11 protein-coding genes and 1 tRNA gene are annotated in these 14,196 nt (G+C 60.6%); 5 read left to right on the top strand and 7 right to left on the bottom strand.

Annotation, left to right across the window (positions count from 1 at the left end; translation table 11 throughout):
* Positions 1 to 113 precede the first annotated feature (113 nt).
* The 3 genes from clpX to tig form a co-directional block, all read right to left on the bottom strand.
* Complete coding sequence (gene clpX / locus ACSQ36_RS08905) at positions 114 to 1,385, bottom strand: ATP-dependent Clp protease ATP-binding subunit ClpX (protein ID WP_031359732.1); 1,272 nt, start codon at positions 1,383 to 1,385, stop codon at positions 114 to 116.
* 257 nt (positions 1,386 to 1,642) lie between these two features.
* A complete protein-coding gene (clpP, locus tag ACSQ36_RS08900) occupies positions 1,643 to 2,296 on the bottom strand; it encodes an ATP-dependent Clp endopeptidase proteolytic subunit ClpP (RefSeq protein WP_089159576.1) in 654 nt (217 codons plus the stop codon).
* A gap of 171 nt (positions 2,297 to 2,467) precedes the next feature.
* Positions 2,468 to 3,823, bottom strand: a complete 1,356-nt coding sequence (gene tig / locus ACSQ36_RS08895; protein ID WP_436181641.1) for a trigger factor — start codon at positions 3,821 to 3,823, stop codon at positions 2,468 to 2,470.
* A 535-nt stretch (positions 3,824 to 4,358) separates the two neighbouring features.
* Between tig and ACSQ36_RS08890 the strand changes: the two genes are divergently transcribed.
* Complete coding sequence (locus tag ACSQ36_RS08890; protein WP_436181640.1) at positions 4,359 to 5,528, top strand: glycerate kinase; 1,170 nt, start codon at positions 4,359 to 4,361, stop codon at positions 5,526 to 5,528.
* A 63-nt stretch (positions 5,529 to 5,591) separates the two neighbouring features.
* On the opposite strand, the gene ACSQ36_RS08885 is transcribed toward ACSQ36_RS08890, so the two are convergent.
* The 3 genes from ACSQ36_RS08885 to ACSQ36_RS08875 form a co-directional block, all read right to left on the bottom strand.
* Entirely contained in the window at positions 5,592 to 6,998 is a 1,407-nt protein-coding gene (locus tag ACSQ36_RS08885) for a PepSY-associated TM helix domain-containing protein (protein WP_213763971.1), read from the bottom strand.
* Between the two features lie 57 nt (positions 6,999 to 7,055).
* Positions 7,056 to 9,470 (bottom strand): TonB-dependent receptor, encoded by a 2,415-nt coding sequence (locus ACSQ36_RS08880; RefSeq protein ID WP_436181639.1) that lies wholly within the window; start codon positions 9,468 to 9,470, stop codon positions 7,056 to 7,058.
* 103 nt (positions 9,471 to 9,573) lie between these two features.
* Complete coding sequence (locus ACSQ36_RS08875; RefSeq protein ID WP_436181638.1) at positions 9,574 to 9,996, bottom strand: DUF2946 domain-containing protein; 423 nt, start codon at positions 9,994 to 9,996, stop codon at positions 9,574 to 9,576.
* Positions 9,997 to 10,375: 379 nt separating this feature from the next.
* Here ACSQ36_RS08875 and ACSQ36_RS08870 point away from each other — a divergent pair.
* Positions 10,376 to 10,462 (top strand) — tRNA-Leu (locus tag ACSQ36_RS08870).
* A 93-nt stretch (positions 10,463 to 10,555) separates the two neighbouring features.
* Here ACSQ36_RS08870 and clpP (ACSQ36_RS08865) read toward each other — a convergent pair.
* Entirely contained in the window at positions 10,556 to 11,158 is a 603-nt protein-coding gene (gene clpP / locus ACSQ36_RS08865) for an ATP-dependent Clp endopeptidase proteolytic subunit ClpP (protein ID WP_436181637.1), read from the bottom strand.
* A 177-nt stretch (positions 11,159 to 11,335) separates the two neighbouring features.
* On the opposite strand from clpP (ACSQ36_RS08865), the gene ACSQ36_RS08860 reads away from it, so the two are divergent.
* The 3 genes from ACSQ36_RS08860 (at position 11,336) to ACSQ36_RS08850 (ending at position 14,105) form a co-directional block, all read left to right on the top strand.
* Positions 11,336 to 12,124 carry a sigma-70 family RNA polymerase sigma factor gene (locus ACSQ36_RS08860; RefSeq protein ID WP_436181636.1) on the top strand — a complete coding sequence of 263 codons (789 nt, stop codon included), beginning with the start codon at positions 11,336 to 11,338 and terminating at the stop codon, positions 12,122 to 12,124.
* Positions 12,125 to 12,376: 252 nt separating this feature from the next.
* Positions 12,377 to 13,273, top strand: coding sequence for a transglutaminase family protein (locus ACSQ36_RS08855; protein ID WP_213763976.1), 897 nt, complete (start codon positions 12,377 to 12,379; stop codon positions 13,271 to 13,273).
* 28 nt (positions 13,274 to 13,301) lie between these two features.
* Entirely contained in the window at positions 13,302 to 14,105 is an 804-nt protein-coding gene (locus tag ACSQ36_RS08850) for a transglutaminase-like domain-containing protein (protein ID WP_436181635.1), read from the top strand.
* The last annotated feature ends 91 nt before the right edge of the window (positions 14,106 to 14,196 follow it).

Genomic DNA, 14,196 nt, shown 5'->3' with positions numbered 1-14,196 from the left:
ATCGAAAAAATTCGCCTCAGTAACGTGTCAGTAACGTCCACAAGATATCCGAAAAATAAACAAAAAGCCGTTCACGTTGCCATGAACGGCTTTTCGCCGACACACAGCCCAACTCAGTTAGAACCTGCTACCTTCGGCGTGTCTTCGTAGATCAAAAGCGGCTTGCCGTCGCCATCGATTGTATTGTCATCCACGATAACCTTGCTCACACCCTTCATTGCCGGCAACTCGTACATCACGTCCAGCAACGCTTGTTCCAGAATGGACCGCAGACCACGCGCCCCCGTCTTGCGACGGATTGCCTTCAACGCGATAGCCTTCAGCGCGCCCGGACGAATCTCCAGGTCCACACGTTCCATGTTGAACAGCTTGTGATACTGCTTCACCAGCGCATTCTTCGGCTCGGTCAGGATCTTGATCAGCGCGTCTTCATCAAGCTTGCCGAGCGTCGCCACCACGGGCAGACGGCCGATCAGTTCGGGAATCAAACCGAACTTGATCAGGTCTTCCGGTTCCACTTCGCGCAGCACTTCACCCGCGTCGCGATCCACCTTGCTCTTCACGCTTGCGCCAAAACCGATGCCGGTCTTTTCCGTACGATCGATGATGACCTTTTCAAGGCCGTCGAACGCGCCGCCGCAGATGAACAGAATGTTGGTGGTGTCGACCTGGATGAAGTCCTGGTTCGGGTGCTTGCGGCCGCCTTGCGGAGGCACTGAAGCCATCGTACCTTCGACCAGCTTCAGCAGCGCTTGCTGGACGCCCTCGCCCGACACGTCACGCGTGATGGACGGGTTATCCGACTTGCGGCTGATCTTGTCGATTTCGTCGATGTAGACAATGCCGCGCTGGGCCTTGTCGACTTCGTAGTTACAGTTCTGCAGCAGCTTCTGAATAATGTTTTCAACGTCTTCGCCAACATAGCCGGCTTCCGTCAGCGTGGTTGCATCTGCAATCACGAACGGAACGTTCAACATGCGCGCGAGCGTTTGCGCGAGCAAGGTCTTGCCCGAACCCGTAGGTCCGATCAGCAAAATATTGCTCTTTGACAACTCGATATCGTCTTTCTTCTCGAGATGCTTAAGACGCTTGTAGTGGTTATAAACCGCCACTGCAAGAATCCGCTTCGCGCGCTCCTGACCGATCACGTACTGGTTCAGGATCTCGCTGATCTCTTGCGGACTCGGCAGGTCCGACTTCGTCAGGCCAGCCTCTTCCGCCGCGCCGGCAGCTTCGTCGCGGATAATTTCATTGCACAAGTCGATGCATTCATCACAGATGAACACGGAAGGACCTGCAATCAACTTCTTGACCTCGTGCTGGCTCTTGCCGCAGAACGAGCAATACAACAGCTTTTCGCTGTTAGAACCTTTTTTGTCCGCCATGGATGTGCGAGCCTCCGGACACTCGATTACATAATACGCCGCTCAATTCACCTACGCAGAAATGGCATGTGCGCAGGTTGAAAGCGTGTGTGGCGTGTGCTTTGACGCCGTTTTCCGCGTTGGCTCCAGCCGGGCGCGGCTGGAATCCCCCGCGCCGCCGCTGGCGGCCTGGCTCGAAACCGCAACGTCCGTATGGACAAAAACGGAACAGCCGGCCCGTTATTCCCCAACGACCGGCGCTGATCACGGACGCCCGTTCAGGGGCGCTTGTGAAGAACCTGATCGACGATACCGTACGCCTGCGCGTCGTCGCCGGACATGAAATTGTCCCGGTCGGTGTCACGTGCGAGACGTTCTGCCGGCTGACCCGTATGGTGCGCGAGCAGCTGGTTCAGGCGTTCCTTCAGGTACAGGATTTCCCGTGCCTGAATTTCGATATCCGACGCCTGCCCGCGCGCGCCGCCGAGCGGCTGGTGAATCATCACGCGCGAGTTGGGCAGCGCAACGCGCTTGCCCTTGGCGCCCGCTGCCAGCAGGAAAGCACCCATGCTCGCGGCCAGTCCCATGCACAACGTGGCGACATCCGGTTTCACGAACTGCATGGTGTCGTAAATGGCCATGCCAGCCGACACCGAGCCGCCCGGGCTGTTGATGTACAGGCTGATGTCCTTGTCGGGGTTTTCGCTTTCGAGGAACAGCAACTGCGCGACCACCAGGTTGGCTGTCTGGTCATTCACTTCGCCGACCAGGAACACCAGGCGCTCTTTCAACAGGCGCGAATAGATGTCATAGGCACGTTCGCCGCGGCCGCTCGTTTCCACAACCATGGGCACCAGACCGAGCGCCTTGGTTTCGAAATCATGCGGCGCGTTCGACGCGAGCGTGTCCAGTAATTGAGCGCGAAAGGTCATGCAATTTCCTTGTTCGGAATAGGGATACTGAACGACAAAGGAACATCCGAAAAACGGCACAACTGGGTAACCGGCATCAGCACCTGTATCAACAACACCAATGCAATCGAAATACAAAAAAGGCGTGCCGGCCCGTCACCTCGACGGCCCTGCACGCCCTGTCGACGCTGCTTACGCTTGCGCCGTCGCGCTGGCCAATTCTTCGAAGCTTACTTCCTTGTCGTTCACTCGGGCCTTGCCGAGCACGAAGTCAACGACGTTGCTTTCCACAACATACGCTTCCATTTCGGCGAGGCGCTGCTGATTCGAATAATACCAGCGGACGACTTCCTTCGGGTCCTCGTAGCTTTTCGCGAATTCGTCGACTTCCGCGCGGATCTGTTCCGGCTTCGCCTGCAGGTCGTTGGCCTTGACCAGTTCGGCCAGAACCAGGCCCAGCTTGACGCGGCGTTCAGCTTGTTCCGCGAACATTTCTGCGGGAATGGGAGCGTCCGCTGCGTTCGGCACACCGCGTTGTTGCAGATCCTGACGCGCCATTTCCACCAGACGTTGCTGGTCCTGCTCGACCAGCGCCTTCGGCACGTCGAGTTCGGAGATTTTCAGCAGGGCGTCCATGACCTGGTTCTTCACGATCTGCTGGGTGCGGCGCTTGGCTTCGCGCTCCAGATTGTCTTTGATCTCACCGCGCATCTTGGTCGTGTCGCCGTCTTCCACGCCCAGCGACTTCGCGAAGTCGGTATCGATTTCCGGCAGGTGCGCCCATTCGATCTTCTTCATCGTGATGGTGAACTGGGCCGTTTTGCCGGCCACGTCCTTGCCGTGATAGTCGTCGGGGAACTTGAGGTCGAATTCCTTCGACTCGCCGGCCTTCAGGCCGAGCGCCGCCGTTTCGAATTCCGGCAACATGCGGCCTTCGCCCAGCACGAACGTGAAGTCTTCAGCGCTGCCGCCTTCGAACAGCACGCCGTCGAGCTTGCCGACGAAGTCCATGGTCACGCGATCGCCGTCTTTGGCTGCCGTATCCGCGCCGCCGTCACCGTGCTCGCCGCCTTCGCCGCGTGCGTGGTAGTGAACGCGCTGCTTGCGCAGGATTTCCAGCGTGCGGTCGATTTCCGCTTCCGAGATGGTCGTGACCGTGCGTTCGATTTCAGCCGTTGCCACGTCGCCGACCTTGACTTCCGGGTACACCTCGAAGGTTGCGTCGAATGCGTAATCGGCCGCTTCTTCCGCTACTTCGCCGCCCTTGGGCGCAAAGCTCGGCTGGCCTGCCACACGCAGGTTTTCGGTGCGCGTGACGTCGAAGAATTCCTTGCCTACCTTGTCGCTCAGCACTTCAGCTTCAACCTGGCCCTGGTACTGCTGCGTCACCATCTTGAGCGGCACCTTGCCCGGGCGGAAACCCGGCATGCGCACGTTTTTCGCCAGCTGACGGATACGCGAATCCACTTCCTTTTGCACCGTATCTTTCGGCAGGGAAATCGTCACACGGCGTTCGAGCTTGCCGAGGTTTTCAACAACGTTAGCCATGGCTTCTATCGTCCTAGAGTAAATCGAGTATTCGGGTTCGTGTGTCTGGTCAGTTCTGGTTCGATCTCGCACCACAATAGGCGCACGGCGCCTATTGGTTCCCGAACAATGCAAGCAGCCTGACTGAGCCTATTGCCAAATGGCCAAATGGCCAAAGCTCAATACCGTAGATCCGCCAAGCCGTGACAGGAAGCCGTACGCGCCGGTTTGAGTCAACCGAGCCAAACATTTTACCAAACTATTTGCAAGGGTCGTGGCGGATGAGGGTCCGCTCTGCCAAATATCGGCAAATTCACCGGCAAATCCGGCCCGTTTTCGCGGTTTTGGTGCGGGTTTTACGGTTCATCGATCACCGTGATGCCGCTCCGTTGCCGCCGCAGCCGGCGCATTTCCGAACGCGCGTGCGGCCCGTTGCAGTCCATTACGGCCCGGGTTGCATTGCCTGAGCGCATCGAAAGCATGCCGTACACGCATAAGGTTTGATTAATTCGGGCCGTGTCGCTAGATTTCAAGCAAATTCATAACTCGAGACATCATGCCGAACACTCAGCCCGCCGGTTTTTCCACCTCCCCCCGTTCTCCCGTTGTAGTCATCGCCCCGGATTCTTTCAAGGGTTCGCTTAGCGCGGAACAGGTCGCCGACGCGATTGCGAGCGGTATCCGGCGCGCGCGCAGCGACGCCATCATCCGCATCGTGCCGATGGCCGACGGCGGCGAAGGCACGCTCGACGCCATGCTCGCGGCGGGCGGCGAGCGGCGCCTGATCGACGTGCGGGGCGCGGCGGCAAAGCGCCGCGATGCCGCGACAGGTTTGCTGGCGGACGGCAGCGCGATCGTGGAAACAGCGGAAGTCGTGGGGATTACAGACCCGGACGGCATGGCCGTGCCGGTCACCGAGCGCAGCACGCTCGGCATGGGCGAAGCGATCCGCACGCTGCTCGATCTCGGTGCGCGCAAGTTCTATGTGGCGCTGGGCGGCAGCAGCACGAACGACGGCGGCGCGGGGCTTCTGGTGGGCCTCGGCCTGAAACTCTTCGATGCAGACGGCAAATCGCTCGACCCGGTTCCTTCGCAGCTTGCGCGAATCGCCCGCATCGACGCGACGGGGCTCGATCCGCGCGTGCGCGACGCCGAATTCACAGGTATGTCCGACGTGGATAATCCGCTCACCGGCGAGCATGGTGCGACGGCGATTTTCGGGCCCCAAAAGGGCGTGACGCCCGACCAGATCGCCACGATCGATGCAGCGCTCGGCCATTTCGCCGATCTACTCGAACCGGCGCTGCAACGCACCGGGCGGGATAAACCCGGCGCCGGCGCGGCAGGCGGTCTCGGTTTTGCGCTGCATATGCTGGGCGCGCGCTTCGAGGCCGGTGCGGAAGTGGTCGCGCGAAAAGTGGGGCTGGATGCGGCGCTCGATGGCGCGAACTGGCTGATCACGGGTGAGGGACGCTCGGACGTCCAGACGCTGCACGGCAAGGCGCCGTTTATCGCGTGTCAGCACGCTCGCGCGCACGGTGTGGAAGCGTCGCTGCTGTCCGGCGCTATCGATCCGGCGGCCCTGCCGCGTTTGTCCGAGCATTTCAGCGGGTGTTTTTCGCCTGCACCCGGGCCGATCACGCTGGAGGTCGCGATCCGTGACGCCGCCACGCTGCTGGCGAACGAAGCTGAACAACTTGCGCGGTTGAAGTTCGGTTCGAAATAAATGCGTAATGCAATGATCTAACAGCCAGCGACACGCTGGCCGTTAGATCGCTCACTGACTCGCTCATCGCGTGTCGGCAACTTTGCGAGGACTGAACAGCAAGCGGTCCGATATCCACACAATCAGCATCGTCAGGCCCATCATCGGGAAGACGATGCCGAGGGCAGTCAGACCGCCGACCCATGCGCGCATCGGCGGATGGAGTACTGGTCGGGACGGCGCGCCGATCACTCTGGCCGGCTTGCGTTTGCGCCACATCACAAAGCCGCTGATCGACATGGCCGCGAGTCCAAGCGAGATCGCCGACGAAAGAATCTGATTCGCCACGCCGAAATAGCGGCCCATGTGCAGCGACGTGCCGTACGAAATCCATTGCGCCACGCGCCCGTAATCGCGATACGCAATGTCCGAGAGAATCTGGCCGCTGTATCTATCGATGTGCAACGTGCGTTCGGCTTGAGGATCGGCGGGAAAGTACGACACCGTGTACACGCCCTCGGCGGTTGTTGGCAACGCGATGTCGTAACCATCCCTGACGCCTGCTTGTGCCGCGAGTGCGATGACCTTGTCGAGCGGGATAGTGCCGTCCATAGCATCGGCGGCGCTCTGCGGAACGTGCGTATCGCCCACTGCCCACGGCGTCTGCGGCAACGGCAGATCGTCCATCTTCATGCCGGCCATCGACGGATCGGTCATGTTCATCGCGGGCTTTGCGGAATGCACATGCGCGCGGCCCCACGCCCCTTGCGGATAACCGAGCTGCGCGGAGGTCGCCAACGCCTTGAATTGCTTGCCCCATGTGCTCGACCACGGCAAGCCGCTAAGCACGAAAAACAACGCGCCGAGCGCAAGCCACGCACCGCCGACGGCATGCAATTCACGCCACCAAACACGGCCTTTCGACGACGACAACCGCGGCACGAACCGGCCGCCCGCCTGACCCGCCTTCGGCCACCACAAGGCAATGCCGGTTCCGATCATCACCAGCGTCCAGCACGCCGCCAGTTCCATCAGGATCTCGCCCGTCTTTCCCAGCATCAATCCGCGATGCAGATTGCGAATCTGCTTCATCAAGCGGTTCTCGACGCTCAGCCTGCCCAGCACCTCACCCGTGTAGGGATTGAGATAAACGCTTTCACTCGATCCCGATCGCAGCCGGAACACGAATTCCGCGCTGCGGCGAGGATCGGTATTGATGACAGCGGTGGTCGGCACGGCATCGCGTGGTTCGGCAATGGTCGCTTTCGCGAGCAACACCTGCTGGCTCAGACGCGGCTGGGTGCGAGCATCGACGATCATCCGGTCGTGATACAGCAGCGGCTCGATCTGCGGCTGAAAGCAGTACAGCGTGCCGGTGATCGCGAGCACCAGCAGCAGCGGCATGACAAACAAGCCGGCATAGAAATGCCAGCGCCATAACAGCCGATGCCGCGCGGCTACGCGGGCGTCGGAGAGAGAAGCAGATTGCATGTGAGGTGTCCTTCTTTCTGTAAGTTGACTGCAGACCCAAGAGACTCGAAACGACCGTCAGATCCCGATGCGGCCTTCGACATAAACCGTCCGTCCCGCGTACGGATGGAACACGTAATAACGGTGATCGAAGAGGTTATCCACGCCGATGCCGAGCTCGGTTCGCTTCGTCGGACGGAAGGTGAATTTGGCGTCGACGACCGTGTACGTGCTCGTGCCGCCGTAGGTGTTCGGGTTCGTATCGGTGTTGGTGAGCGTGTTGTATTCGCGGCCCGAATAACGCGCCGCGACCGTGACGGCGCTCTGGCTGGTCGCGCGCCAGGTGGCGGCCACGTTCGCGCGCCACAACGGAATGCGATAGAAGTACTTGCCCACTGACGCCGGATTGCCGCTGTTCGCGATGATCTTCGATTGCGTGTAGGCCAGCCCCGCCGTCAGGTCCAGGCCGCGAATCAAGACGTCCTGCCCTTCGTAACTTGTCTCGATGCCGCGCGAACGCACCTTGTCGATATTCTGAAAATTCGTGATGTTCGGAATCACGGTGGTATTGGTCTGGCTGAACAGCGTGTTTTTCACATCGTCCTGGAACAGCGTGAAGCGATACACGCCATTTCCGTGTTGCCACTCGGCCGTCAGTTCCTTCGATAGATCGTCTTCAGGCTTCAGGTTCGGGTTGTTGTTGACGATCGATAAACCTGTGATCTGTCCTTGAAACAACTCGCCGACGGTCGGAAAGCGGTATGCCCGTCCTATCGATGCGCGCAGCAACAGGTCTTGGGTGACATCGAAGGACAGTGAGGCTTTTGGTGACCAATGGCTCTGGCTGACTTCCGCGTAATTCAGCGAGGTCGCGCCCACCGCTCGCGTGCCGTCGTACGCGTTCCAGTTCTCGTAGCGCGCGCCGTAGGTGAATTTCCAGCGCGGCAGGAACCGCCATGCGTCTTGCGCGTACACGGCCTGCGTCTCGGTGCGCCCGCCGAATGCGTTAGCAAATGAGGTCCCACCGCCGTCGCGCCAGGCAGGCGTGTTGTAGGTTTCGTTATCGAGGAAATAGTTGTCGTAGTGATAGCCGAAGGACAGCCAGTGCGCGCCCAGACCGGCGGTTGGCGTGGCCGGCGTCCACGTCGTACGCAGGTCAAGCGTTTTCCAGCCGGTGCCGTCGCCGAATGCGATCGTGCCTGCGCCGTTGCCCGGTACGCCTGAGTTCGCCGTGCGCGCAATGCTCTGCGTGATATCGAAATACGACGCTACAGCGTCCGCATTCCAGCCAGTCGCTTTGCGCGTTTTCAGCGACAGCCCATAGAGGAAGTTCTCGCTCACGCCCTGGCTCGGCGCAAACGTGGCGGCCGGCATGTTGTATTCGTAGCCGCCAATATTCACGAGGCCGCTATAGACCAGATTGCCGGCGGCATCGCGGAGAAATGATTGGGTGTCGCTGTTGTATTTCTGACGCCAGTAACCGAGCGTGAAGCCCGCTTGCAAAGTAGGCGTGAAGTCATACGCGAGCTTCAGCTTGAACTGGTCCTGGAACGTTCGCTCAATCCCTTCCGCTGTCACGCCCAGCACCGCCGTGCGGTTGTTGTTCTGGTCGTTGTAGAAATACGCGCCGGTCACCGGCCGATCAGTCGCCTTCGCCGGTGTCGCCGACGCCGCCAGCGTCGCGAATTGCAGCGGCTGGCCCGTGTTTTCCAGATGATCGACGCCGATCAGCCAGGACAGGTTGCCGTTCTTGTCACCTATGGTCGCCGACGAATTCGTGCCGTTGAAACTTCGATTCACGCCGAACAAATTGAAATGCTGGCTGAACGCCTGGACGTGGGCATCGGCTTCGAACTTCTGCGGCATGCGCGTGGTGATAGCCACAGTTGCGCCGATCGAATTGCCGGGATACAGCGCGGAATACGGGCCGTAGATCACGTCGGTGCGCTCGATGTCGTCGGCGAAAACCATCGACCAGCGCGGTGCGAACGTGAACGTATTGCCGAGGAAATTGCTGAGCAGCAGGCCATCGGCGTACACCAGCCCGCGCGCCGTTTGCGCATTGCTCGTGCCGCGCACGGCGATAGGCGAATTCACATCGCCGATAAACCGCTTGCGCACCGCCATGTTCGGCACGTACTTCAACACGTCTTCGGGCGTGACCACGTTCCAGTATTGCGACTGATCGGCGGTGACGGTTGCGGTCGTGGCGGGAAGATTCGGATCGAGCGGAGAGCGCGCCGATGAACCTGCGGAGCTCGTTACCACTACCGGGGCGAGCTGGACGGCATCGGCGTCGCGGTTGTCGGGCGTGCTTTCCGAGGTAGTCGCGGCGGGAGCAGCAAGCACGAAGGCCGGCGCCATGAGGGAAAGCGGTAAGCAGGCATAGCGTTGGAATGCGGAACCATGAAACTGATGAAACGTGAACGCGCGCGAGCGCACGGCGGCACGGCAGCCTGACGGCTGCCGTGCTCGCTTGAGGAGCTTTAGCATCGAAGAAAACCCTGAATAAGTGGACGCAGACCATCCGGCCACACGCGCTTAAACGGCGCGCGTAGCCACGACAAACAGCCAGGACGATCCATACGGACGAACTTCAGGAAACGATGGGCGGCGCGCGCGGAGACGCGGCGTTGAACGACTTGACGTGAACGACTTGCGCAACCGGCTCGGCAGCGAGGCGCGTGACGCGTTCGACCCGCACCAGCGCGGCAGGCGGCGCCGATGCCAGCGGCACGTTGTGCGCGAGCAAGCCGCAATACGAACAGGCGTCGAACGAATCGGCGCCGGCCATATGATGACCGGCTTGTTCGTTGCTTTGAACCGCCACATGCGGTGTGGAAGAAAGCGCGGATGAAACGATCTGCGCGAGGGCATCGGCGGAACAGATCGCTGCTTGCGGATCGACACCCTGCTGACGCGACGCCAGCGTCTGGCTAATCACCGGCGCGACAATAGCCAGCCACATGGCTGCCATGCCGAGCCATGCAACGAGGCGATTGCGCGAAGTGCGATTCATCAGGGGAAGTTCAGCCGCGGAGGGGCAAACGAGAATGAGTGGCGATTGTAAGCACGTCGTTCGTGCGACGCAATGTGGTTCGGGGGTTTCCAGGTTTATCGGCAGCGGGATGGTCGATGTTTCGGTGTCGTCCGTATCGGGCCGGTTCTGCCCGCACTGCCCGTGAGTCCCTCCGTTTGCATATTGCGCATGGAGACATTGGGCATCGATTCGGTTAGAATGCCGGGCTTGGCGCGACGCACGCACCTGCGTCGCCGGGAAATCCGCTTTCCCGAGGTCGATCAAGCGCGGTAGGTGGTACGAGGTGGTTGGGCATGGATTGCACGTTTCCCCTGCCTTCCGAACTCCAGAACCCGCTTTAAACTAGCCGCACAAACGCGCGTGAGTGGCGAAATTGGTAGACGCACCAGGTTTAGGTCCTGACGGCAGCAATGTCGTGTCGGTTCGAGTCCGACCTCACGCACCAAGCTGAAAACGAAGCCTCGCAGTGAAAACTGCGAGGCTTCGTCATTTGCGCGGCTGGTTTTTGGGCCGATGCAGCCCGGCGCTTCTGTCCAGTTCAGGCAGCGCGCTGAGTCAGCACTTCATCGATCAACCCATAATCCCGCGCCTGATCCGCCGACATGAAATTATCGCGGTCGGTGTCAACTGCAATCTGCTCCACGCTCTTCCCCGTACGCTCCGCCGTGATCTCGTTCAGCCGGCGGCGCGAATACAACACCTCTTCGGCCTGGATGGCAATATCGGCGGCTGTGCCCTGCGAGCCGCCCGAAGGCTGGTGGATCATGATGCGCGCGTTGGGTAGCGCAAATCGTTTGCCCTTCGCGCCCGCGGTCAGCAGGAACGTGCCCATGCTCGCGGCGAATCCGGTGCAAAGCGTCGAGACATCCGGCCGGATGAACTGCATGGTGTCGAAAATCGCCATGCCGTCGTAGACCGAACCGCCCGGCGAATTGATGTACAACGCGATGTCCTTCTCCGGGTTGTCCGCTTCGAGAAACAGCAGTTGCGCGACGACGAGGCTCGCCGTCTGGTCCGTCACCGGCCCGACCAGGAAAATGATGCGTTCGCGCAGCAGGCGCGAATAGACGTCGTACGCGCGCTCGCCGCGTCCGGAGTGTTCAATGACGGTCGGCACGAGGCCAAGGTTGCGGGGATTCATATCGTTGCGGTCCTTTGTTTTTGCTCGCTGTGGATGCCTTCAGCCGATATGACGCACCAGGTCATCCGTGCGTGACGCCCGTTCACGCGATATATTTTTGCCGGCGGCTGTCACATTCACGTGACGCCAGCCGTCAGGCCGATACACAGTGAAAGCACGTAATCGAGGGTAATCCGCATGACTGGTGATAGGGATATCGATCGCGACACAGCGCAACTCGCCCTCTTCGAGGCGTCGCGCGCGCGGCTGTTTTCGCTGGCTTACCGGATTCTCGGCGTGCGCGCGGACGCCGAGGACGTCGTACAGGACACGTTCGTGAAATGGCATCTGCATCAGCGCACGGCGGGTGCCGCGGGAGGCGATGCGCTGAACACGCCCGCGGCGTGGCTCGCGACGGTCGCAAAACGGACGGCCATCGACCGCTTGCGGCGCCTGAAACATGAAACACCATTGCCGGGCGGTATCGATAATCTCGACGGTTTCGATTCCATCGATCACGCTCCGTCGGCCCAGACACTCGCGGAACAGGCATCGGATTTATCGTATGGAATGCGTCTCGTGCTCGACCGGCTGTCGGCGGAAGAACGGGCGGCGTTCCTGCTGCGCGAAGCGTTCGAGGCGGACTACGCGAGTATCGCGAAGATCCTTAACCGGAGCGCCGCGCATTGCCGGCAAATGGTGCATCGTGCGAAAGACCGGGTGCGCGACGATCGGAAAAACAACGAGGCAACGCATACGGCCCGTCGCGAGGACGCAATCGAGCCATTACTCGATGCCATCGCGCGTCAGGACGTCAGCGCGCTGGTCGCGCTGACGCTTGCCACGGCGTCGGGGTTTGCTCCAGTGGCTCCACTCTCCGCGACAGCAATTGCCGAGCAGCAGGCGGCCCTGCTGACGCACGCGTTGATCGCACGACTGCGGATCGGGCGCATCGAGTTGCGCGCATCCTCTCTTGTGACCGTCTGACGCCTTCGTGCGACGGCTGTGGTCCAGCGGCGGGAAAAAACCCGCACGAGCCCGCCAGCCAAGCCGCAAACGAATTCTTTCACTTGAGGCGTCTCGTGTATCCTGAAAACCGGTGTCTGGAGAGTCCAGCCACCTCGATCAAGGATCCACAATGGCTTTCAACAATCAGGCCGCGACAGTCGCGGTAGGGTCGCGGAGCATGATTACCAGCGGCCTCCTGCCTGTTGGTTTTCGCTTGCACGGGGTAATCAGGTGAACGAGCCCCAACGCTTTACCGTACGCCACACAAGCATCTACCGGTATTCGGAACCGGTGGATTTCGGCGAACACAGAATGATGTTCCGGCCGAGGTCCAGTCACGATCTGCGCCTCGTCACCATGCAATTGAAGATCACGCCGGAACCGGCACGCTTGCGCTGGCTGCACGATATCTTCGACAATTCGGTGGCCGTCGCCACCTTCGATAGCCAGGCAACAGAGCTGACGTTCGAAAGCGAAGTCACGCTCGAGCACTTCGAAACGCCGCAGCCGGACTACGCGCTAGAGCGCTACGCCGCCACGTTCCCGTTTGCGTACACGAATGAAGAAGCGTCGGACCTGGTCAACGCGCGCAACCGGCCAGAACCGGACGGCGATGTCGATGCCTGGGCAAAACGTTTCGTCACGGCTGGCGAACCCATGGGCACGATGGCGCTGCTGCGCAAGATCAACCAGGCGATCAACGACGACTTCAAGTACGTCCGCCGCACGGAAAAAGGCGTGAACCGACCCGCCGACACATTGCGCCTGCGCAGCGGCAGTTGCCGGGACTTTGCGGTGTTCATGATGGACGTGGTGCGCTCGCTGGGTCTGGCCGCGCGCTTTGTCAGCGGCTACATCTTCGTACCTGAACTGGACACCCCGCCTGACACCAAGCGCGACGCGACGCGTGGCGGCGGCGCCACGCACGCGTGGCTGCAAATTTATCTCCCCGGCGCTGGCTGGGTCGATTTCGACCCGACCAACAGCATTATCGGCAACCGTCATCTCATCCGCGTCGCGGTTGCATGGGACCACCATCAGGCCCTCCCGCTATGGGGAACCTGGAACGGCGAGCCCGGCTCGTTCCGCAGCCTCGATGTCGAGGTCAGCGTGACCGAGAACCGCTGATGTCCTCTTCCATAGAAAGGCCACTCCCATGAAACTCCGCGTTGGTTACGAGCTGGTCTACGAGTGTCCGCAGCCGACACCCATGCTTCTCATGCTGAACACGCATTTCTCGTTCGCGCCCCAGGTCTTGCTCGCCGATCTGCTTGTCGTTGATCCGCCGGTGCCGATCTCGCAGTATCGCGATGGCTTCGGCAACCTGTGCAGCCGGATTGTCGCGCCGGAGGGCCAGATAGCGCTGTCGACATCGGCGTTGCTAGAGGTGCCGGATGAGTTCGAAAAACCCGGGCTGGAAGGCGAGCAGTATCCGGTTGAAAACTTGCCCAACGAATGCCTGGTGTTTTTGCTTGGCAGCCGTTATTGCGAAACGGACCTGCTCTCGGACGTCGCGTGGAAAATGTTCGGCAATACGCCACTGGGACGTCCGCGAGTACAGGCCATCTGCGACTTCGTGCATAACCACATTGTGTTCAATTATGCGCATGCGCGGCCGACCAAGACCGCGTGGGAAGCGTATAACGAGCGCCAGGGCGTATGCCGCGACTTCGCGCATCTGGCAGTCACTTTGTGCCGCGCGATGAACATTCCGGCCCGCTATTGCACGGGTTATATCAGCGACGCCGGTATGCCGCCGCCCTACACCGCGATGGATTTCGCCGCGTGGTTCGAGGCGTTTATCGGCGGAAGCTGGCAGACCTTCGATGCACGCAACAACGTCCCACGGATGGGCCGCGTGTTGATGGCGCGAGGCCGCGATGCCGCCGATGTTGCGATAAGCAATACCTTCGGTCCTACCAAGCTACTCAAATTCGATGTGATTTGCCAGGCGCAGTAACAAGCACTTTTACTTCGGATATCTAACCTAAATTGCACCGTGCGGAACGGGGGCGCCGCCGCCCGTTCCGCCACGTCTTGCAGCACATTCC

It is taken from the genome of Caballeronia sp. LjRoot34 (genome assembly GCF_964253815.1).
Lineage (GTDB): Bacteria > Pseudomonadota > Gammaproteobacteria > Burkholderiales > Burkholderiaceae > Caballeronia.
This window is presented reverse-complemented; position numbering and strand designations above follow the sequence as displayed.